Below are 19950 nucleotides of genomic sequence, written 5' to 3'. Positions count from 1 at the left end.
TCGGGCACACGGTCCATACTTCCGCAGCACGCGGAGGCTCACGCATTGCGTACTGAGGACGTACTTAGCGAACGTTTCTCACCATATACGAAAACTCTCCTTAACTCCAAATGCGGTTTAAGTTCATCAACCTTGTACTTGAGCAAACATTTCTGGTTCATTAAGCATTCTGGTCCTTCATTAAGGATAAATTAAGCGGAGATTTTCCGGTTATTTGCATCTTGGCGCTCGTTTTATAGGTAAATAAGGGTAATTTTTCCGCTTATTCAAAGAAAAACCCGCCATTTTCCCGTTTTTCGATTCAATAAGCGGAATTCCTCCGTCTATTTAAGCGGCTTTTCCCTTCATTCTCTAATTAAGCGGAATTTATCCGCTTATTTTTCAGATTGGGCGCTTACTTCATTCAGCATTTTTCCTTATATAGCTTGAAGTAAAATTCACAATGGCACGTTGCGACATTAAAAGAGACGGAGCCTGACCCACATGCTTCTTGTGAAGTGCGGCTGTTCCAAGTTGGCTTTCCTCAAACGCTTGACCGATGGCGTCAAACGCTTCTTCATGGTACTCACCGTCTTGGTACGTCACCCACTGCCGACGTCCTTTTATACGCACGGGGCTTGATCGCTCTACCCGTTCAAGCCTTCCGGACATGTATTCGCCAAGATGCATTGATGTATTGTTACCATAACTGACGCCAAGCAGCAGAACATAACCATCTCGTTCATATAGTTTCCCAAGCGGCGATTCTTTTCCTAACCCGTCGTCAAGCGAATGGTGCGCAAGGATTGCATCGCGGCCCTCGCCCCAAGCGGTAAAGGAATAGATTGGGTGATTGCTGCGGCGTACGTCCGGAAACGAGCGAAAGGCCTCTGCGACCTGCCCCATTCCGAACGTCGGAGTCCGGCGCGGATCAAATGCCGGCATCTCTTGATAAATGCTGTGAAACCATGTCGATGGCACCGGAGGATTCTCCCAATCCGCCGGATCGGACACATCGGCACTGTGAGCCGGCATGACCAGTGTGCCCGCCGATGTCACCACTTCCTGAAGTGCCGAGATGAGTGATACAGAACCGCCGCAGATCCATCCCATCCGGCTCAGAGAAGAATGGACGATAACTGTCATTCCTGCCCCTAAACCGATTTTTCGTAAATCCCTAATCAGCAATGAGCGCGTAATCGCATGCTTGCTTTGCTGAATGACTTCCGCCTCGGACATGACTGATAACCATCCTTTTATATTACTTTTTTGTGCAACAAGTAAAAGGCACTCCCTTGACTAGAAATCCCCATAGGAAGTGCCTCTTTCCTTAATACGAGCTTCTGTTCGTTTCTAAAACGATTGTACCCGTTTATTTAACAATCAATACAGGAACATTTGAACGTTGAACAATTCCGTGGCTGACGCTCCCCAGAAATTCTTTGACACCGCTCAAACCTCGGCTGCCGATTACAATAAGGTCGTAGCCGTTCTGGCTTGCGAAGTCAAGAATTGTCCGAACCGGCTGACCTTCTTTCACGAATGTATGTGTCGCATTGGGAAGTGCGTCAAGCACACTCTCTGTCCGGCTCACCACTTCATGTCCATACTTAAGTGTTGATTCACGGACCTCGCGATAGACATCGCCGACGATAAATTGATTCGTTGGAACCGTCACGACATTTAATACATCCAGATCCGTACGTTCATCGAGCCGTGCCAGATCAGCTGCTCTTTGCAATGCTTTCTTTGCCAGATCAGAATCATCATAGGAAACCAGGATTTTCGAGAATAACATACCGGTCACCGCCCCTCTCACATTTAGACGCAGAGCTGCTCAAAATGGGGGGATCTATGCGTCATTCTTTGACGAACAACCATGGACCATCATTAACGGGTGAAACTGTGTTTCCCTGTTCTTGAACATTCCCTGCCCCTTTTATTTTACCACAAGTTTCCTCATTAAAAAAAGCGCAGCAATCATGATGAAACTGATATTAAGTGTACATTTTTGCATTCGCCTCTTACCATTTTCTCATATCTGCGTTATATTAGTAGGTGATGAAACAGATGCAGCAAGTATTAGTTGATATCGTTTTCATTTAGTCTTGTGCATGCCGGTCTTTCGCGGCTCTTAGTAAAGCGATCAGATCACCTAAAGTTAACTTGGCGAAGTCCATCCTTTGGCGTGGGCAGAGCTATAGTTAGCCTTACACTATTTCTTTCTTAATAGTGTTAAAAATATGGTGAGAAATCGAGGTTATATCATGAAAAAAGGGTTAATTTTTATTGCTTTTTCTACATTGTTCTTTAGTACGATGGAAATTGCCATTAAGCTGGTGGCTACCGAGTTTAACCCGATGCAGTTAAACTTTTTGCGATTCTTAATCGGTTCGATTATTCTGGCTCCGCTTGCTCTTCGTCATTTAAAGGGAAGTGGGTTTACACTTGATAAAAGCAAGGTGCTTTACTTTCTGTTTTCGGGATTTATGTGCGTTGTGGTCAGCATGACATTCTTTCAAATGGCCATTGTTTACTCGAAGGCGTCTACCGTTGCCATTCTCTTTAGCTGCAACGCCGTCTTCGTAATCCCATTCGCTTACTTCTTCTTGAAGGAAAAATTGACGAAGCTTTCCATTGTGTCACTCCTTATTAGCCTGATCGGTATGATTTTCATCGTCAATCCTGAGAATCTGACGAATGTCACCGGTATCACCTTATCGCTGATTGCGGCAGTGACTTTCGCGCTGTATGGCATCATTGGACGTAAGGGCAGTCTGAAGTACGGATTTGACGGCGTTGTTCAGAGCAGCTTCAGCTTCTTAACCGGAAGCATGGAACTGCTCGTGTTGATTCTGATTACCAAAATCGGTTTCGTAGCCAACTGGCTGCAAAGCGCGGGGTTTGGTCAATTCGCACGTATTCCGGTGCTTCAGGGCATTTCATGGAGTACAGTTCCGGCGCTGATCTACCTTGGTGTATTTGTTACCGGACTTGGATTCAGCTTCTATTTTCTCGCGATGGAGGAAACGTCGGCATCAACAGCCTCGCTGGTTTTCTTCATTAAGCCGGCCTTGGCTCCGATTCTCGCTCTATTCATTCTTGGCGAAGCCATCACGCTGAATGTTCTGTCAGGTATTGTACTGATTCTTGCCGGATCATGCGTTGAGTTGATCTCAGACAATCGTCAGGCGAAGCTTGAGAAACAATCGCAGCTTAAGGCTGTCGCAGGCACAAATACTGCGCACGTCAGATAAATTTCTAAAAGATGCCGACCCATTTCCGGGCCGGCATCTTTTTTATTCCCAATTTAATTTTCCATTTCAACACTTAAAATTCGGCCGTCCTTCGAGGCGATTTCCACCTCATAAACAACGCCTTGATCGGTCAACACATATACTTCATATTTCAGCAGATGATTATCTAATTCTAGATCAACATGGATAATCTGGCCGGGAACTCTGGCTACAGCGATCTCCGCCGCCTGTTGCGCCGTAATTCGCTGTCGATATCCATTCACGTATTGATTCTCATTTCGATATGCGGGATTATTGCCGTACATAAGAAATCGACCTCCTCATCGCTTCCGCTTCTCTTAAGATATGATGAGGAGCAATTTCTCGTGACAACGGCCTAACAATACAGGTTGGCGTCAATCAGCAGACAGCATTCTTCTGTTTCCGGTACACTTTGGCAAGGATACGAATGGCTTCGCGAATCTGGGATTCATCGCAAAAACTGAAGGCAAGCCGCAGATGATTGGTCGGCTTGCGGTCGAGATAAAACGACTTGCCGTCGACAAAGCTGACACCGGCTTCAACAGCGTCATGCAGCAATCGAGTCGTGTCAATGTCCGGCGGGAACGTCAGCCACAGGAAGAAACCGCCTTCCGGTTTTTCGAACGATACCTCACTGCCAAAGAAGTCGCTGATCGCTTTCACCATCGCATTGCGGCGGGTTCGATAACCGTCAACAAGCGGTTTCAAATGATCATCGAAGTTCGATGTTTCAAGGAACGTACTGACCGCTTCCTGCATCAAAACACTGGTCAGCCCCTCAGTTTTTACAATTTTGATCAGGTTCAGAACTTCCGGATCGCCAATCACCCAAGCCATTCGTATACCCGGAGCGATAATTTTTGAAAAGGTACTCATATAGATGACGCGTTCCGGCCCGAATGAATAAATGGAAGGCAGAAAGCCGCCATCAAAATTCAATTCCACATAGGCGTCATCCTCAATAATGTAAAAATTATATTTGTAAGCAAGTGCAGCCAATTTCTTACGTCGCTCAACCGAGAGATTTACGCCTGCCGGGTTATGATAATTCGGCAGCACATAAATGAATTTCGGCATTGGACGTCTGCCGGCAGCCGCTTCAATCAATGCTTCTTCAACGAGATCGACACGCAGACCGTCACCGTCGACCGGAAATGCGGATAATTCATTCTGTGCCAAATAAAAAGCACGCAATGCGCCAAAGTAAACCGGCGCTTCTACCCACACCGAATCACCGGGATCCGTCAAGGTTCGCGCAACCAGATCAATTCCTTGATTGGATCCCGAAGTGATCATAATATGATCCGTTTCAACCTCAATCGAACGCAGCCGCGAGCGCTCGCGAATCCACTCCAAAATTTTCTTCTGACCCGGACCTCCCGAATATTGAAGTGCCTCTGTTCCTTCTGATTTCAATGCGGTCACAGCGGATTCAGCCAATCGGTCGATTGGAAAGGAAGCGGGGTAGGGAAAGCCAAAAGCAAGCGGGATCAGCCCCGGATGTTCACCGGCAAAAGCTGATCCGATTAACGGCACATCGTTAAAGCGTTTTGAAAAACGAAACGGTTCCAGATTCCTCATTAATAGATCCTCTCCTGCTCCTAAAGGTACTTCTGATATGCAGCAACCTGTCCGATGATTTGATTTACGAAGAGTCTCTCTAATTGTATCTCTTCCTTTAACACATGCTTCTATTATAATGAAAAACAATTGGCCCTGGCTAGACGATAATCAAAAAATATTTTTATTATAATAATTTTTCTTTATATAATGTTGAAACAAAAAAAGAGCCTATTATATAGGCCCAAATTATGGGATAGAGATCATAAAAACTACCCGAAATCAGTGTACATGCTCCATCTGCTCGCAATCTGAACATCTGAACCTGTACCATGATCAAGACATTTCGGTATAAAAAAAGAGCCAATAAAACAGCTCAATACTCGGGGGTAAACAAATGACTTTACCCACGAATCACTTTAGCGCATGTATCTAGACATAAACTGAACACAAATGAAAACAATCGATTATGCTCTGATTCTTGCTTTGATTTGTATTGAGATAATCTCAAGAATAATCGCAATGGCAAGAATAAAATAAGTGATCGTCCCCATTTCTCTAATATCAAAATAGAACACGCCGGACATAAACATCTCATAGCCGATACCCCCTGCTCCGGCTGCCGCACCCATCGCAACTGCGACACCAAAATTCACTTCAAATCGCATAAAGGTCCATGAGATTAGTGACGTGAGGGAGTTCGGGACAATCGATTGAAAGACAATCTGCCACCAACCGGCACCGGTTGCCTTTAACGCCTCGATCACTCCCTCATCGAGTTCTTCAAATGATTCCGAATACGCCTTTGTTAAATAACTAATGGAGTGAAAGGACATGCCAATAACAGCGGCGACACTGCCTAGTCCTGCCGCAATGGCAAAGATCAACACCCATAGAACGGTTGGCACCGCACGAATAATAGCAACCAGCGTCTTCACACTATTCGAGATCGTTTTATTCGTTAAATTCTCAGCAGCAAGCAGCGATAGAAAAAAAGCGACCACAGCACCAACAATGGTTGTCAGTAAACCAAGTGCCAATGTTATCAACACACCTTCGAATGCTTGAGAAAAAGTAAAATGATTAAAATGCGGCTGGAAAAAAATTGTTCTGAAATTCGCAAATGTTGCGAACAAATTCTGCCAGAAATTTAGTTTCTGATTATTGAAAGTCACAAATCCATAAACCGTTAAAACTGCCAAAACAATCATTGTTGTTCGAATGACGATATTTGACTTAGTCAGTTTCTTTAGCTTAATTGGCGGCAAACGATCCGTGGCGGCAAACACATCGTTAGTCAGTTTTGGTGATGCTTTCATTACAACATCGCCCTTCTTATATAGTTGGATATTTGTTCAATAAGCAAAATTGAAATCACGATGACAATGACCACCAGACTCGCCGTGTGATAGTCCATCCGTTTATAATACAAATCAAAGATGTAACCGATACCGGAACCAGTCAGAATGCCTACCAACGTTGCTGCTCGAATATTGGTCTCAATCATAAACAAGATCCAACTCATGATTTGTGAAATACTTGAGGGGACGACTGCCTGAAAAATTGTCGGGACATACCCCGCGCCGGTTGCCTTTAGCGCTTCGACCGGATCGGTTCCCGATTCATCGATGGTTTCCATAAAAGCACGGGTCAGAAAGCCAAATGACGCAATAAAAAGCGCAAAAAATCCGGTAATCGGTGTTTGCCCAAAGGTAAGCAGCAGTACAATCGACCAGACACTGACATCAATATTTCGGGAAAGATTTGCAAAAGCGCGACTCAACATTGCGATAAAACCATTCACCTTTGTAATCCTTGAACCGAAAACGGCGAAGACGAAGGCAAAAATGGCTGCTGTCGCTGCTGCAGCAATAGAGACAAGCAGAGTCTCCTGCATTTTTACCCAGATTTCCGAGAGATAGACAAATGAATCCGCGGTCGGATAGAAACTAGAAAATCCCCATACAATCGCTTTTGGAATAGCAGCGATTCCTTGTGACAGATCAAATTGAGTCATCACCGATGAAGCAAAGCATATTAAGGCAACGACACAAAAGATGACGAGCGATCGAACTCTTTTTTTAAAAAAAAACGTCTGACTCATTATTTCTCCGCCGCCTTCATCCGGCCCTGATCCTCAACATTAATCATCAATTTTTCCGCATCGGAACCATAGATTGCCTTAATATTGTCATTCGTCAGTTCAGATGGAACACCATTGAATACAATGCTTCCCTTACTAACACCAATTATGCGATCTGCATAGTTCATCGCTACATCCACTTGATGCAAGTTAATCAACACAGTAATTTTCAATGAATCCGAGATATCTTTGAGATGATCCATGATTGTCTTCGATGAGCTTGGATCAAGCGAAGCAATCGGTTCGTCACAAAGCATCAGTTTCGGATTCTGAATCAATGCTCTGGCAATACCGACACGCTGCTTCTGCCCGCCGCTGAGCTGATCACAACGGCGATAGATTTGTTCTTTGAGCCCGAGCTTTTCCAATAAGCGGTAAGCCTGCCGCTTTTCATCATCAGTAAACAAACCGAGAGATCCTGCCAGCATTGATTTATAGCCGAGTCTGCCGTGCAGCACGTTCTCAATGACGGACAGTCGTTCGACAAGGTTGTAGTTTTGAAAAATCATGCCCATCTTCGTCCGCATTTGTCTCAGTGCGCGCCCTTTAAATCCCATTACATTGACGTCATCAAAAATGATTTCTCCGTCTGTTGCCTGAATCATTTGGTTAATGCAACGAAGGAGCGTTGATTTCCCTGCACCGGATGGACCGATAACGGAAACAAACTCTCCCTCATTGACGGAGAAGCTCACATCTGATAACGCTACAGTACCGTTTCCGTATTTTTTCGAAACGTTTTTCATTTCCAGTAACGTTGTCATCGCTAACCCCTCTATTCGATTTTAATTTAATGAAGGTCACGGATTGCGTCGTACCAAGAATCTTCAACTTTTACGAAACGAGATTTACCATCTTTTGAGAAGATACCTTTTTCACCTTCTGGGGCAAATACTTTTGAATTATTCGCTGTTTCATCAGAGGTCAAGGCGTCTTGAATTTTCTTTTGATCTTCTTTGCTTAATGCCTTCGAGTTCATTGCAATCGGTCCGTTCAGTACCGGAGTAACAGATAGTACTGTGAATTCTTTGCCTTTCAGTGAAGTGAATGGATCACTTGCATTATCTCTTACCTTGAGTACGGAACCTTCTTCATTTAGCTTGCCGCTAACAAGTGAAAAATAATTTGGTGTAAGCAGATCCATGAAAGCGGCAACGTCGGCTTTACCCATTAATAGATTTGCCGCAGAACCTTGATGTGATTGACCGAAAAGTACTTGGCTGAAAAATTTGCCGCCTTGTTGCATATCTTCCACTTTCAAATCTTTATATTTATCTTGATCACCGAAATGTGTGATGATTCTGCTTGTCGGAATTGCAAATCCAGAAGTCGAGCTCGGAGAGACAAAAGACATTTTCTTGCCGACAATATTGTCAATTGAAGGCTTGCCATCTTTCATATATTTAGAAGCATCTTTGGTTTGAACGGAAATCCAGCTGTGATAGAGTGCATCCTTCAGCGTTCCAGACGCACCACTATTAACGACTGCAGGGACGACATCAGCATTTTTCTTATGTGCTTCAGTGTACCCTTCGCCTCCCATAAGTCCAAGTTGCGCATTTCCACTGACAAGTGCTTCAATTGCAATGTTGTAATCCGTCGTCAGCTTGTCTACGACCTTCTTACCCGTTGCCTTAGCAATGACTTCATCAATCGCTGCACGCGAATCCTTTAAGTCATCAGCAGACTCGTTTGGATACCAAACCACTGTAATCGTTTCTTTGCTCTTGTCGCTGCTGCCGCTCTTTCCATTTTCTGACGATGAACTGCAGGCACTGAAGACCATGGTCAACATTGCGAGCAACAGAATCATTGCAACCTTTTTCACTTTGCTATTTCCCCCTCGAGATATGTGATTATTTTATGTAAATATACTTTGGTTGAGCGAAAAAAGGAGAATCTACTCGCAGCATAATCTTTTACGAATATCAACTTTTGATTTTTCAACTCGAAAAGTATACGAACACCTTGATTGAGTTTACTAAGCTCCCTTAACGCTGTGGTCGATTCATTTTGGCTCACAGGTTACATTGTAGCGAGCGAATAATTATAGAATGTTAATATACTATTGAGAAAATTTAAAGTTTGAGAATTATGTACATTCCAAAGAAGGTGAAATAGTAGAAGAGCCAACAAAGATACCTATAAAAAACGAAAACTTATGCCGCTCATATACAGAATCCTTGCTTCGCGGTAAACTTAATAGAAAAGGGAACACCGAGGTGAACATGCAATGTCAAAATCAGACATACGCCATTTGCAAATTGCAGACTATCTGATCGCTCAAATAAAAAAAGGAACGTACCGAATTGGAGATAAACTTCCTTCGGAACACGAACTATGCGACAAATTCCAAGCAAATCACCATATTGTTCGTACTGCCGTCGCCCGTTTGATCAACATGGGCTGGATCACCGCTCATCAAGGAAAAGGTGCATTTGTGATCTCTCGGCCTGAAGTGTTCCCCTATCAGTTATCTGCACGGACCGGATTTTCGGAGAACCTCAAAGAGAAAGCCGTCCCTCACCGCGGACAGCTACTGCACCATGACCGGCGTCATCCCACGCAGCAAGAATGCCGCTATTTGAACCTTGAAACCCATGAATTTATTTATGATCTGCGGATTAAACGATTTATTAATGAAACACCGGTCTCACTGTCCAAGACGATCATTTGTGAAAAGGACATCCCGAATCTCGAGAACTATTTAACAAACTTTAAATCATTGTATAAGATATTATCCGACCATTACCGGATTTCTCCGGTTCGCACGAAATCAATTGTTCAGGCAATCCTTCCTAATTTAGAAGACGTGCTCATGCTGCAACTCCCTGAAAATGTTCCACTGGTTCAAATTAGAAGTTTTGCCAATCATCCAAACGGGCATCCCTTTGAATACACCTTATCCAAAATGCGCAGCGATACATGCCATTACGTTATCGATTTTTAATTCCTGTTTTTCCGTAACCATTAGTTTGATTGGATCACCCGTCATTTCTCCATCCATTCCATTGTGTTCATTTTTGGGCACTCCAAAGCGGATATCTGCCACACATTTCGAGCCCGCAGCGCCAATCCCTCCTTATTTTTCTGTTTTTTCAATGAATTATATCTCAAATCTGTCCCTTCTTTTACAGTCTTTTTACAGTGCATTAACTATTTGTACTTATCGATAAGTTACAGTGACACATGTAACGAGCTTTATATACCTTGCCAATTCTTATTTTCTTGAAAAGTAATTCTTTCCGGCTGCTGAAGACGCACGTTTTTCCAGCACAGGACAGGACACGTGTTTTACCTACTTTAGTCTTAACAAAGGAGTCGACGTTTCATGTTGATGAATAAGCAGCAGCTCAGTCGAATCATGAGCGCTTGCTCGCTTCCTCTATTAGAAGAAATCACATACAAAATCGAACAGGAACAAAAGGTACAGGTGGAGCGCGAGCCGCAAACCTCACTTGTCATGACCAAAACAAAGGACTCCGTTTCAAGTCAGCCCTTTTATCTTGGTGAAGTACTCGTCACCGAATGTACTGCATCCGTCCATGGACAGTTCGGTATCGGTATCGTTGTCGGAAGAAAACCGATACGCGCCTATTGCATGGCTGTCATCGACGCGGCACATAATGCGGGGCTGCCGCTGCTCGACCAATATGGTTCCCAATTCCATGCGGAAGAACAGCGTATTCAGGAGACGCATGCCTTAGAATACGCGCGCAACGCGCAATCCCAAGTCCATTTCAATACGATGGAGGAATACAATGACAAACGCTGAAACCTTTCATCATGTGCATGACACACGTAAACTGTATCGCCATTTACTTGATAGTATGGCACGTCCGGGAAAGATCAATGACATTTCCGTCCTTCTGCACAAAGTTCCCGAAACATGTCCGTGCTCAACCGGCACCTATGTACTTGCACAAACCCTGCTGGACCAACAAGTCAGCTTCTATTACTATTCACAGGAGATAAACGCTGACGATGCGGAACACGCGATCGAATGGACAACTGGGAGCCGTCATACGGCTTCGCATGCTGCTGATTATTTATTCATCGACACACCTCCGGAAATCGATGAAATCGATTCGATCATGCAATCCGTCCGCATCGGCACACTGACCGAACCGGAAAAGAGTGCAACGATTGCCCTTCATGTCCGTAAACTGTCCGGTGCCGATGATTTGGCACTGCCAATGGTGCTGCGCGGTCCGGGAATCAATGGTTGGCATATTCTTTCAGCAGATGGAATGAACAGCGAATGGCTGCGCCTGCGTTCCGAGCGTAACCGTGAATATCCGACCGGCTGTGATTTCATCCTATTCGACGATGATGGACGGATCGCTGCCCTGCCAAGAACAACGCGCATCGAAAGAAGGGATTTCTAAATGGGATATGTTGCAGTAACCGGCGGACAAAAAGCCATCGAGGCTGCCAACCGGCTCAATCAATGGTATCGGATTAAAGACGCAGAGCATAGCCTGGAGACCACTGAAATTGCGAAACAATTACGTCATCTTACGGATCGCGTGATGAGTGAAGGCGGCCTTTACGCTCCGGAATATGCTGCACTTGCCATCAAGCAGGCAGAAGGTGATCTTTGCGAAGCGGCCTTTCTCATGCGTGCTTATCGATCCACACTCGAACGAAATTATGAGTCAGAAGTCATAGATCCGGGTCAAATGCGCGTCATCCGCCGCATTTCTTCCGCCTTCAAAGATATCCCGGGCGGTCAAATGCTCGGACCAACCATGGACTACACCCATCGGCTGCTCAACTTTGCCCTTGAGAATGAAAATGCACAAGCCCTAAAGAACCTGTTGAAAGAACAAATACCGGAGCTTAACGCAGATCAGCCGCTTTCCTTCCCAAAAGTTGCCGGTTTACTTCGGGAACAAGGCTTGCTGTTTCCGCCAAAGTCGTCAGGCGTTTTGTTTGATATCACACGCGACAAACTGACCTTCCCGGCTCCGAGATCCGCCAAGCTTCAGATTTTGGCCCGCGGAGAGACAGGTGCCATGACAGCACTTGCCTACAGCAGCATGCGCGGCCATATCACCAATCATCCGACGATCGGCGAACTGCGCGTCGGCTATACAGAACTAACCATTGCCTATCCGCTTGATTCCAATGAAAGTCTCTGTCTTGGCGAAATCATGCTGACCGAGATCGAAACGATCAATGCCTTCGAACGTGATGATCAAGGTGATGTAAAACTGCGGCTTGGCTACGGGCTGACCTTCGGGCAAAACGAAACTAAAGCAATCGCCATGGCGATTCTTGAGCAAAGTCTGGAGACAAAGGGATCAATCCCGTCTCAAGATGAAGAATTCGTTCTGCTCCATGTCGACAGCATTGAAGCCAATGGATTCGTGTCTCACTTAAAATTACCGCATTATATCACCTTTCAATCAAAACTCGATGTCCTGCGGCAAACACAGAAAATAGCTGAATCCGAAAAGAAAGAGATGCGAAAGGAGTGACGCAACCATGCAGGCACATTTGAAACAAACATACAATTATGCCTTTCTCGATGAGGGATCCAAAAAAGAAATTCGTCGCACAACGCTTAAGGCCATTGCCATTCCCGGTTATCAAGTGCCGTTTGCCTCCAGAGAAATGCCGATTGGCCGCGGCTGGGGAACCGGCGGCTTGCAGCTAACTCTGTCACTGATCGGTGATCAGGATTGTCTTAAAGTGATTGATCAAGGAAACGACGACAGTGTCAATGCCGTCAGTATCAAAAAGTTGGTCCAGTCCTGCACGAAAGCCGAGGTCACGACCGACTCAGAGCGTGCAACCATCATTCAAACCCGCCACCGGATTCCCGAGGTGCCGATTCGCAGCGATCAAATTCTCGTTTTTCAAGTACCGCTGCCGGAACCGCTTCGGATGGTTGAAGCCAAGGAGCGCAAAACGAAGCAGCTGCATGCGGAAATGGATTACAGTGGAATTTGGCTGCGCTTATATGAAGACATTGTCAAATGGGGGAAAATCAGCATCGGTGCCGACTATCCGGCACTCGCGCACAAACGATACATTTTCGCGCCAAGCCCGATTCCCCGCTATGATCTGCCAAAGCTGAATCATGCGGATGGGCTGTTTCTGTTCGGTGCCGGCCGCGAGAAGAAGATCTATGCCATTCCGCCTTACACAGAAATAGAGCCGCTTGCTTTTGACGATTATCCGTTTGAGGTCGAACATTTCGAGGGATGCTCCTGCCGGCTGTGCGGCAGCAGCGATACCTTTCTTGACGAACTTTTTGATGAAAAAACCGGTCAGAAATTCTACCAATGTTCGGATACCGGCAATTGCCGAAAACGACAAGAAAAGAGGCATACACCATGATCCATGATGCAAGCCGACCGCTGCTCAGCGTTCGGCATTTGACAAAGCGGTTCGGGAAAGGCTGCGCTGCCTGCAGCCATCCGGAACAGCTACCTGAAGGGAGCAACCATTGCCCGCACTGCGGCACAGTCTGGGCGTGCAATGACCTTTCCTTTGATCTCTATGAAGGAGAAATTCTTGGCATCGTTGGTGAAAGCGGATCAGGGAAAAGTTCGCTAGTCCAATGTCTTTATTTTGACAATCCGGTCACCGATGGCTCAGCGACCATCGCAACCTATGAAAAGGGAGCGGCAAATATATTTTGTGCATCTTCTCAGCAAAAGCGCTATATTCGCAATCATTTAATGGGGATGGTTTACCAAAATCCGTGGATCGGTCTGAGAATGCAATTCTCAAGCGGCGGCAATATTGCTGAAAAACTAATTGCCGCCGGGCAGTTCAATGTACACAATATACGCGCACGCGCCAAGGAACTGCTTGAGCATGTTGAGATTCCGGTCACGAGAATGGATGAGGCGCCGCTCCATTTCAGTGGCGGCATGCAGCAGCGCGTTCAGATTTCCAAAGCATTGGCCAATCATCCGCCGATCCTACTGTTGGATGAAGTAACCACCGGTCTTGACCTGTCGGTTCAAGCACGTGTCCTTGATCTGATACGACGCATTCAGCGAGAGAGTCGAACAGCGATGATTGTTGTCTCGCATGATCTCGGTGTGATCCGTATGTTGTGTGATCGGACAATGGTGATGAAACAAGGACGCTGCATTGAAGCGGGGTTAACCGACCAGATTCTCGAAGATCCGCATCACGCTTACACGCAACTGCTCGTCCACTCTTTATTGTGAGGTGTCAAAATGAAAATTTATCATGCAAAAATCGTGCTGCCCGACCAAGTCATTGAGAATGGTTATGTATCAATTGAAGCGGATCGGATCGTTCAAATTGAGCAAGGTGAACCGGACATTGTGGAGAGTGCGGATCTTGATGCAGGCGGCAAATGGCTGACCCCCGGCCTGATTGATTCGCACAGTGATGCGATTGAAGTAGAGATCGAGCCGCGTCCGACAAGCCGCTTTACCGTTGAACTCTCTTTTGCCGAACTGGAAAAAAATTAGCTGCCGAAGGGATCACAACCATTTTCCACGCCGTTTCTTTAATGAAACAGAATACCGTGCGTAAAGGCCGTGATAACGAGACCGTTTATGCCCTGATCAACTCACTAAATCGTCTAGCGAACGGACCGCATCTGATCCGCCACAAAACGCATCTGCGTTACGAGATTGCCAACATCAACGCACTGGATGCTGTTTCCGCATTAATCCAAAACGGCAAAATCGATCAATTATCTTTGACTGATCATACACCCGGCCAAGGACAGTACCGTGATCTGGAGGTCCAGCGGCGCCTGTTGATCGATCATCGCCACTATACCGAGCAAGAAGCGGAACAGATTATTGAAGAAACGAAAAAGCTTCCAAAGCTCGATACGCACAGTATTGAGAAACTGACACAATTAGCGAACGCATACGGTGTATCCGTCGCCTCACACGATGACGACACGATCGAAAAGCTTGAGATCGTCCGCGACTGGAATGCAGGCATCAGCGAATTTCCAATAACCATCGAAGCGGCACGATACGCACGTCAACTCGGTATGCTCACCGTGATGGGCGCACCTAATCTTGTACTTGGAAAATCACACAGCAATAACTTATCCGCCCATGAGGCCGTTAATGAAGGGCTTGTCGATATCTTCTGCTCGGATTATTATCCGGCATCGCTATTGCATGCCGCCTTCAAATTGCATTATGAGCTTGGAATGAGCGCATCTCAGGCATTTAACACGGTGACACTTAATCCAGCCAAGGCATTGCATCTTGATCAGTTGACCGGATCAATTGAATTAGGCAAGAAAGCCGATCTGCTCGTCGTCGGCGTCAGTGAGACCAACGGGCCGCAGCTCACCCATGTTTTTGTCGACGGAGCGGAGGTCTGCCGCATGCACTACCTGTTGCCCGAGCCGCAGCAAACAGTCGAGGGAAGGTGAACCATTTGGCGGAACGAACATTATCCGAACGGCCAACCATTTCACCGAGTGCGATCATCATCAACAGCAAACTTGGTGTCTGGACGGACATCGGACCGAATAGCCGCATAGAGGAAACATCCTTCGGTGATTACAGTTATACCGACGGAGACGCGAATATCATTTATTCAACCATCGGTAAATTTTGTTCGATCGCTTCGCATGTCCGGATCAACCCGGGAAACCATCCGATGGATCGCGTCACCCAGCATCATCTGACCTACCGCCGGGTCCGCTACCAATTGGCAGACACGAACGATCAGCGCGTCTTCAATTGGCGCCGTGCTCATTGGGTAACGATTGGGAATGATGTCTGGATCGGCCATTCGGCAACCATTATGGCCGGTGTGTCAATCGGGAACGGTGCGGTGATCGGTGCCGGCTCTGTAGTCACCAAGGATGTGGCACCCTACACTATTGTCGCCGGTGTCCCTGCTAAACCGATTCGGAAACGATTCAGCGATGAATTGATCAAGGAAATCACAGACAGCCGCTGGTGGGACTGGGATCGACAAACGATCGAGAACCATTATGAAGAATTATGCGATCCCCAGGCTTTTATCCGCCTCATTCGCAAATGGAGGGAAACACGATGACCGCACTGATTCAGGTCGATCAATTAGAAAAAACATTTCTGATGCACCAGTTTGGAGAAAAAAGAATTACCGGCTGCCGTGGGATCAGTTTCACTGCGCATGAAGGCGAATTTCTCGGCATTACCGGCCAGAGCGGAAGCGGAAAATCAACCATTATTAAGTGTATTTACCGCACCTATCTCCCGAGCAGCGGTCACATTCGTTATCAGTCCGAACGCTTCGGTCCGCTTGATCTTGCCGATGCGCCGGAGCGCGAAGTACTTGCAATTCGCAAAGAAGAAATTGGCTATGTCTCTCAATTTCTCAGCATCATGCCACGCATGACCGCCTTGGAATTTGTGATGGAACCGTTGCTGGATATGGGCGAAAATGAATCCACAGCCCGTTTGCGTGCGAAGGATATGCTCGACCATTTCAATCTGCGTGAAACACTGTGGGATACCTATCCGAAAACCTTCAGTGGCGGCGAGAAACTTCGACTGAATCTGGCACGCTCCATGGCTCGAAAATCCCGACTGCTGCTACTCGATGAACCGACCGCTTCACTGGACGAAGCATCTAAAGAAACCGTTAAAGAACGCATTTATGAACTTAAAAAATCCGGAACCACAATGATCGGCATCTTTCACGACCTGGATTTTATGGAATCGGTTGTTGATTGTACGTATAAACTTGAACACGGATTGCTCAAGGAGGTCTTGTAAAGTGACTGTCACCATTCAGGAATTGACATTGGCAGATATCGACCGTTATGTGCACCTGTTGCAGCAGCTTGACGCGCAGCATTCAATGACCATGAAAGATGCTCAAACGTTATTCAGAAAAATGGATCAATATCCTTACTACAAAATTTTTTGTGTTTGGTCTGAAAATAAACTGCTTGCCACGTACTCATTGATTATCCTTGATAATTTCGGCCATGGCGGATTAAAAATTGCGATTGTGGAAAATGTCGTCGTCGCGCCTGAAGCTCAGGGGCTGGGAATTGGTACAACAATGATGCATGACGCGATGAACCGTGCGACCGATCAAGGCTGCTACAAGCTAATGCTTTCCAGCGATTTGAAGCGGCAAGGCGCGCACGCCTTTTATGAACGCCTCGGATTTCAGCAGCACGGTATCAGTTTTAGAACGGAGTTGAACCCATGATTATCGATCTGCACTGCCATACAAACTGTTCCGACAACTCGTACTCAATCGAGGAAGTACTCAAGCTGGCCTTGCAAAATAAGATCAACAAGCTGGCCATCACCGACCACGACACAACAATCGGTCTTGAACGGGCAATCGCTCTTGGCGAGGAACTGAGCATTGGCATCATTCCCGGCATTGAAATTTCCGCCTATGACTATAAGCGTCATCGCCGCGCGCACATTCTCGGCCTTTTTGTCGCGCCCGGACATCCGGCACTTGAAGCACTCTGCCGCCCGATGCGGGAGGAGCGGCACAACGCATCACGTCTCATGACTCAGAAACTCATTCAAGCGGGATACCACATTTCTTGGGAGCAAGTATCCAAGCTGGCTGAAAACGGAACCGGCGTCTATAAGCAGCACATCATGCACGCACTTATTTTGAATGGCTATACCGACTCCATTTATGGCCCGCTCTATAAAAAGTTATTTTTCAGAGGCGATCGCCAGACGCTTCCGGGGCTTGCATTTGTCCCTGTTCATTACCTTGATGCAATTGATGCGATTCACGCGATTCGAAAAGCCGGCGGCGTTCCGGTTCTTGCTCATCCCGGCCAATTCGACAACTTCTCCGCTGTTCCCGAATTTGTCGAGGCTGGCCTAGAGGGCATTGAGGTTTTTCATCCGCTCCATGACGCAGCTAACGAGGAGAAGGCACTGCAATTAGCCGAAACCTATCATCTCGCTCAAACCGGCGGGTCGGACTTTCACGGCTATTATACAGATACCGGTTCTGTTCCCGGTTCACGCTGCATCGACAGCGATCGGTTCACCCTGCTTGAAGAAAAAAGAGAACAGATCGGCAAAATGATTCAATCGTAATCCGTCTTCAACTCTTCCAGGCACCGGCCATTCGGTGCTTTTTTGTTTGCTTAGAAAACTTATCTTCGCCAAGTCTCCGGTGAAGACGAAGCCGCCGTTGCGATGGTCACGGATGTTTCATAGTTGTGTAAAAAAAAGAGACGTTCACCGCCTCTCTTAACAAAAATAGATCGTCTCATCAGACCGCTGCTAATAGAATTAGCGTGAGTAGTGCCGGAAGTCCCTGTTTCCACAATATGGTTATTGATACAGTGACTGCGCCATACACTGCCGCTATGACAACACATACAACAAAAAACAGAACGACAGGGAGCTGTGCTGAAAAAATCCCCCAAACAATACCCGCAGCCAGAAATCCATTATATAAGCCTTGGTTTTTAAATAAAGTTTGAACTCGTTGATCTTGAACAAATTTTTGATCTAAATGAAATGTTTTTTGTGCTAAATGGCTGTTTGAAAAGAACATCTCAAGTCCCATTATATAAAAATGCTCTAAAGCAACAAGCAGGGCAACGGTGAACGCTGCAGTTTGTATCATCATTTACGCGCCTCAACTTTCTTAGCGGGCATTCCCACAACACCATCTGCATGATTCCAAGAAACTAATTTTTCGATTGGCAAACGGACACTCGGATGAGCCGGCTTTGCCGCCTTGCCAATGGCAAGCAGCATGATCGGTACATAGCGTTCCGTATCCACACCTAATGCCTGCATGACTTCTTTTCGTTCAAAACCGCCGATCGGGTTTGTGTCATAGCCATGAGCCTTTGCCACAAGCATCAGTTGCATCGCCACTAAACCGCCGTCAATTAATGTATTTTCTCTTATTTGCTGCTTTGTCATCTTGGAAAATACACCGGGAAGTGCATTCATATAATAGTCCTTAACCTCTTGGGACATTAGGTTTTTCTCCACCGCATCGGCAAAAATTTCCTCAGCATAATCCGGATGATTCATGTCCCCCAAAATTAAAATCATTGCTGAGGATGTATTGAGCTGGTTCTGATTGAATCGTACAAGCGACTCCAGCCGCTCCTTATGTTCATCGACAACGACAAAACGCCAAGGCTGGAGATTCACTGAAGAGGGTGCTTTAGCCGCTTCCATTAACATTTCAGTCATTTCCAGATGTGAAATTTTTACCGATTGATCATAATTTTTTACAGAATGCCTATTATTCATAACATCAAAAAAATCCGTTGATTGTGTTTTTTCCATTTTATTAAACCTCTCTTATCTTCTGTGAAATATGCTCAATTAGTTTTGATACTTCAATGATTTGACTATTGGTAAACTCAGCTAAAATCTGTTCTTGAAGCTTTCCCTTAACTTTTGTCAGACGTTCTCGTTCCAGCCGTCCCTGCTCTGTTAAGCGGAGCACGATTAGTCGTTTATCTCGGTCTACCTTTTTTCTGCTGATTAACCCCTCAGCTTCTAAACATTTTAGATGCCTCGTGACCGCCGCTGCATCGAGTTTCAACCTATTGATCAACTCCATCTGCCCGATTTCGCCCGATAAATCAATATGAAACAAGATTTCCAGTTTCGTTAAACTGGTCTGTGCCATCGACTCAAACGCCCGATTCATCTCTTTGCTGACCACATGCAAGTGATAAAATAATTCATCTGCTTCCGAACACCGTTTAATAATCATTCCTCCCGAAAACTAATTGATGCATCAACTAATATACCTGAATAACTTCCATAACTCACGCAAGAAGACTTGGAAAATGAGAATACCACCTTTGAGGTGTTACGCGGTGTCCCTTTACACGCATATAAAATTATGCTACATTCGTTGCTAAACACGAAAAGCGATGACGAGAAAAGTAAGCAATATTTGCTCTTTACAGAGAGGTCCTGTTGGGTGAAAAGGACCAAGAGCAGCGTGCTGAAACAAGCCTCCGAGCTGTTCATGGGATTCTAAAAAATGATCATGCAACAG

24 protein-coding genes and 1 other annotated feature (1 of these 25 running past the window's edge) are annotated in these 19950 nt (G+C 45.9%); of the genes, 13 read left to right on the top strand and 11 right to left on the bottom strand.

Going from position 1 to position 19950, the window contains the following annotated elements:
* Positions 1 to 399: 399 nt before the first annotated feature.
* Both AC6F33_RS01120 and AC6F33_RS01115 read right to left on the bottom strand, forming a co-directional pair.
* Positions 400 to 1218, bottom strand: a complete 819-nt coding sequence (locus tag AC6F33_RS01120; protein WP_255749321.1) for an AAC(3) family N-acetyltransferase — start codon at positions 1216 to 1218, stop codon at positions 400 to 402.
* Between the two features lie 133 nt (positions 1219 to 1351).
* Positions 1352 to 1777 carry a universal stress protein gene (locus AC6F33_RS01115; protein WP_255749320.1) on the bottom strand — a complete coding sequence of 142 codons (426 nt, stop codon included), beginning with the start codon at positions 1775 to 1777 and terminating at the stop codon, positions 1352 to 1354.
* Positions 1778 to 2246: 469 nt separating this feature from the next.
* Between AC6F33_RS01115 and AC6F33_RS01110 the strand changes: the two genes are divergently transcribed.
* Positions 2247 to 3236: a DMT family transporter gene (locus AC6F33_RS01110; RefSeq protein ID WP_480948092.1), complete on the top strand. Its 990-nt coding sequence runs from the start codon at positions 2247 to 2249 to the stop codon at positions 3234 to 3236.
* Positions 3237 to 3289: 53 nt separating this feature from the next.
* Here AC6F33_RS01110 and AC6F33_RS01105 read toward each other — a convergent pair whose 3' ends face one another.
* The 6 genes from AC6F33_RS01105 to AC6F33_RS01080 all read right to left on the bottom strand — a co-directional run bounded on the left by AC6F33_RS01105 (position 3290) and on the right by AC6F33_RS01080 (position 8788).
* On the bottom strand, positions 3290 to 3541 hold the full coding sequence (locus AC6F33_RS01105) for a PepSY domain-containing protein (protein WP_255749318.1): 252 nt from the start codon (positions 3539 to 3541) through the stop codon (positions 3290 to 3292).
* 94 nt (positions 3542 to 3635) lie between these two features.
* On the bottom strand, positions 3636 to 4838 hold the full coding sequence (locus AC6F33_RS01100) for an aminotransferase-like domain-containing protein (protein ID WP_255749317.1): 1203 nt from the start codon (positions 4836 to 4838) through the stop codon (positions 3636 to 3638).
* A 446-nt stretch (positions 4839 to 5284) separates the two neighbouring features.
* Positions 5285 to 6136, bottom strand: coding sequence for a PhnE/PtxC family ABC transporter permease (locus AC6F33_RS01095; protein ID WP_255749316.1), 852 nt, complete (start codon positions 6134 to 6136; stop codon positions 5285 to 5287).
* The gene (locus tag AC6F33_RS01090; protein ID WP_255749315.1) at positions 6136 to 6921 is read right to left on the bottom strand and encodes an ABC transporter permease subunit; all 786 of its coding nucleotides are present in this window, start codon (positions 6919 to 6921) and stop codon (positions 6136 to 6138) included. Before AC6F33_RS01090 ends, AC6F33_RS01095 begins: the two co-directional genes overlap by 1 nt.
* Positions 6921 to 7724 (bottom strand): phosphonate ABC transporter ATP-binding protein, encoded by an 804-nt coding sequence (gene phnC, locus AC6F33_RS01085; RefSeq protein WP_255749314.1) that lies wholly within the window; start codon positions 7722 to 7724, stop codon positions 6921 to 6923. Before phnC ends, AC6F33_RS01090 begins: the two co-directional genes overlap by 1 nt.
* Before the next feature lie 26 nt (positions 7725 to 7750).
* Positions 7751 to 8788: a phosphate/phosphite/phosphonate ABC transporter substrate-binding protein gene (locus AC6F33_RS01080; protein WP_255749313.1), complete on the bottom strand. Its 1038-nt coding sequence runs from the start codon at positions 8786 to 8788 to the stop codon at positions 7751 to 7753.
* Between the two features lie 405 nt (positions 8789 to 9193).
* Here AC6F33_RS01080 and AC6F33_RS01075 point away from each other — a divergent pair, with 405 nt between their 5' ends.
* The 12 genes from AC6F33_RS01075 (at position 9194) to AC6F33_RS01020 (ending at position 18005) form a co-directional block, all read left to right on the top strand.
* On the top strand, positions 9194 to 9910 hold the full coding sequence (locus AC6F33_RS01075; protein WP_255749312.1) for a GntR family transcriptional regulator: 717 nt from the start codon (positions 9194 to 9196) through the stop codon (positions 9908 to 9910).
* Positions 9911 to 10291: 381 nt separating this feature from the next.
* Entirely contained in the window at positions 10292 to 10735 is a 444-nt protein-coding gene (gene phnG / locus AC6F33_RS01070; protein ID WP_255749310.1) for a phosphonate C-P lyase system protein PhnG, read from the top strand.
* The gene (gene phnH / locus AC6F33_RS01065; protein ID WP_255749308.1) at positions 10722 to 11348 is read left to right on the top strand and encodes a phosphonate C-P lyase system protein PhnH; all 627 of its coding nucleotides are present in this window, start codon (positions 10722 to 10724) and stop codon (positions 11346 to 11348) included. Before phnG ends, phnH begins: the two co-directional genes overlap by 14 nt.
* A complete protein-coding gene (locus tag AC6F33_RS01060; RefSeq protein WP_500777545.1) occupies positions 11349 to 12443 on the top strand; it encodes a carbon-phosphorus lyase complex subunit PhnI in 1095 nt (364 codons plus the stop codon). It begins immediately after the preceding gene.
* Between the two features lie 7 nt (positions 12444 to 12450).
* Positions 12451 to 13308, top strand: a complete 858-nt coding sequence (locus tag AC6F33_RS01055; protein ID WP_255749306.1) for an alpha-D-ribose 1-methylphosphonate 5-phosphate C-P-lyase PhnJ — start codon at positions 12451 to 12453, stop codon at positions 13306 to 13308.
* Positions 13305 to 14153: an ATP-binding cassette domain-containing protein gene (locus AC6F33_RS01050; RefSeq protein ID WP_255749305.1), complete on the top strand. Its 849-nt coding sequence runs from the start codon at positions 13305 to 13307 to the stop codon at positions 14151 to 14153. The genes AC6F33_RS01055 and AC6F33_RS01050 overlap by 4 nt, the downstream gene beginning before the upstream one ends.
* Before the next feature lie 9 nt (positions 14154 to 14162).
* A complete protein-coding gene (locus tag AC6F33_RS01045) occupies positions 14163 to 14423 on the top strand; it encodes a hypothetical protein (protein ID WP_500777544.1) in 261 nt (86 codons plus the stop codon).
* A gap of 41 nt (positions 14424 to 14464) precedes the next feature.
* Complete coding sequence (locus AC6F33_RS01040) at positions 14465 to 15355, top strand: alpha-D-ribose 1-methylphosphonate 5-triphosphate diphosphatase (RefSeq protein WP_500777543.1); 891 nt, start codon at positions 14465 to 14467, stop codon at positions 15353 to 15355.
* Positions 15352 to 15990, top strand: a complete 639-nt coding sequence (locus tag AC6F33_RS01035) for a DapH/DapD/GlmU-related protein (RefSeq protein WP_370646151.1) — start codon at positions 15352 to 15354, stop codon at positions 15988 to 15990. Before AC6F33_RS01040 ends, AC6F33_RS01035 begins: the two co-directional genes overlap by 4 nt.
* Positions 15987 to 16694 (top strand): phosphonate C-P lyase system protein PhnL, encoded by a 708-nt coding sequence (phnL, locus tag AC6F33_RS01030; RefSeq protein ID WP_255749302.1) that lies wholly within the window; start codon positions 15987 to 15989, stop codon positions 16692 to 16694. Before AC6F33_RS01035 ends, phnL begins: the two co-directional genes overlap by 4 nt.
* 1 nt (position 16695) lies before the next feature.
* Entirely contained in the window at positions 16696 to 17139 is a 444-nt protein-coding gene (locus tag AC6F33_RS01025) for a GNAT family N-acetyltransferase (protein WP_255749301.1), read from the top strand.
* Positions 17136 to 18005 (top strand): PHP domain-containing protein, encoded by an 870-nt coding sequence (locus AC6F33_RS01020; protein WP_255749300.1) that lies wholly within the window; start codon positions 17136 to 17138, stop codon positions 18003 to 18005. The genes AC6F33_RS01025 and AC6F33_RS01020 overlap by 4 nt, the downstream gene beginning before the upstream one ends.
* A gap of 178 nt (positions 18006 to 18183) precedes the next feature.
* On the opposite strand, the gene AC6F33_RS01015 is transcribed toward AC6F33_RS01020, so the two are convergent.
* From AC6F33_RS01015 to AC6F33_RS01005, 3 genes are read right to left on the bottom strand one after another with little or no spacing between them, the layout of a single operon-like run.
* Positions 18184 to 18540, bottom strand: coding sequence for a DUF1304 domain-containing protein (locus AC6F33_RS01015; RefSeq protein WP_255749347.1), 357 nt, complete (start codon positions 18538 to 18540; stop codon positions 18184 to 18186).
* A gap of 2 nt (positions 18541 to 18542) precedes the next feature.
* Complete coding sequence (locus tag AC6F33_RS01010) at positions 18543 to 19223, bottom strand: nitroreductase family protein (protein ID WP_255749299.1); 681 nt, start codon at positions 19221 to 19223, stop codon at positions 18543 to 18545.
* Positions 19224 to 19227: 4 nt separating this feature from the next.
* The gene (locus AC6F33_RS01005; protein ID WP_255749298.1) at positions 19228 to 19659 is read right to left on the bottom strand and encodes a MarR family winged helix-turn-helix transcriptional regulator; all 432 of its coding nucleotides are present in this window, start codon (positions 19657 to 19659) and stop codon (positions 19228 to 19230) included.
* A gap of 154 nt (positions 19660 to 19813) precedes the next feature.
* Positions 19814 to 19950: a binding site (T-box leader), on the top strand (it continues 103 nt past the right edge of the window).

It is taken from the genome of Sporolactobacillus sp. BBK16-2, assembly GCF_059878335.1.
This window is presented reverse-complemented; position numbering and strand designations above follow the sequence as displayed.

What these genes read in the sequence shown, in the direction of transcription:
- AC6F33_RS01105 (WP_255749318.1), bottom strand. Translation starts at nt 3,541, where the DNA reads ATGTACGGCAATAATCCCGCATATCGAAATGAGAATCAATACGTGAAT.
- phnL (WP_255749302.1), top strand. Translation starts at nt 15,987, where the DNA reads ATGACCGCACTGATTCAGGTCGATCAATTAGAAAAAACATTTCTGATG.
- AC6F33_RS01095 (WP_255749316.1), bottom strand. Translation starts at nt 6,136, where the DNA reads ATGAAAGCATCACCAAAACTGACTAACGATGTGTTTGCCGCCACGGAT.
- AC6F33_RS01050 (WP_255749305.1), top strand. Translation starts at nt 13,305, where the DNA reads ATGATCCATGATGCAAGCCGACCGCTGCTCAGCGTTCGGCATTTGACA.
- AC6F33_RS01040 (WP_500777543.1), top strand. Translation starts at nt 14,465, where the DNA reads ATGAAACAGAATACCGTGCGTAAAGGCCGTGATAACGAGACCGTTTAT.
- phnG (WP_255749310.1), top strand. Translation starts at nt 10,292, where the DNA reads ATGTTGATGAATAAGCAGCAGCTCAGTCGAATCATGAGCGCTTGCTCG.
- AC6F33_RS01115 (WP_255749320.1), bottom strand. Translation starts at nt 1,777, where the DNA reads ATGTTATTCTCGAAAATCCTGGTTTCCTATGATGATTCTGATCTGGCA.
- AC6F33_RS01010 (WP_255749299.1), bottom strand. Translation starts at nt 19,223, where the DNA reads ATGGAAAAAACACAATCAACGGATTTTTTTGATGTTATGAATAATAGG.
- AC6F33_RS01060 (WP_500777545.1), top strand. Translation starts at nt 11,349, where the DNA reads ATGGGATATGTTGCAGTAACCGGCGGACAAAAAGCCATCGAGGCTGCC.
- AC6F33_RS01110 (WP_480948092.1), top strand. Translation starts at nt 2,247, where the DNA reads ATGAAAAAAGGGTTAATTTTTATTGCTTTTTCTACATTGTTCTTTAGT.
- AC6F33_RS01045 (WP_500777544.1), top strand. Translation starts at nt 14,163, where the DNA reads ATGAAAATTTATCATGCAAAAATCGTGCTGCCCGACCAAGTCATTGAG.
- AC6F33_RS01075 (WP_255749312.1), top strand. Translation starts at nt 9,194, where the DNA reads ATGTCAAAATCAGACATACGCCATTTGCAAATTGCAGACTATCTGATC.
- AC6F33_RS01120 (WP_255749321.1), bottom strand. Translation starts at nt 1,218, where the DNA reads ATGTCCGAGGCGGAAGTCATTCAGCAAAGCAAGCATGCGATTACGCGC.
- AC6F33_RS01020 (WP_255749300.1), top strand. Translation starts at nt 17,136, where the DNA reads ATGATTATCGATCTGCACTGCCATACAAACTGTTCCGACAACTCGTAC.
- phnH (WP_255749308.1), top strand. Translation starts at nt 10,722, where the DNA reads ATGACAAACGCTGAAACCTTTCATCATGTGCATGACACACGTAAACTG.
- phnC (WP_255749314.1), bottom strand. Translation starts at nt 7,724, where the DNA reads ATGACAACGTTACTGGAAATGAAAAACGTTTCGAAAAAATACGGAAAC.
- AC6F33_RS01090 (WP_255749315.1), bottom strand. Translation starts at nt 6,921, where the DNA reads ATGAGTCAGACGTTTTTTTTTAAAAAAAGAGTTCGATCGCTCGTCATC.
- AC6F33_RS01055 (WP_255749306.1), top strand. Translation starts at nt 12,451, where the DNA reads ATGCAGGCACATTTGAAACAAACATACAATTATGCCTTTCTCGATGAG.
- AC6F33_RS01100 (WP_255749317.1), bottom strand. Translation starts at nt 4,838, where the DNA reads ATGAGGAATCTGGAACCGTTTCGTTTTTCAAAACGCTTTAACGATGTG.
- AC6F33_RS01005 (WP_255749298.1), bottom strand. Translation starts at nt 19,659, where the DNA reads ATGATTATTAAACGGTGTTCGGAAGCAGATGAATTATTTTATCACTTG.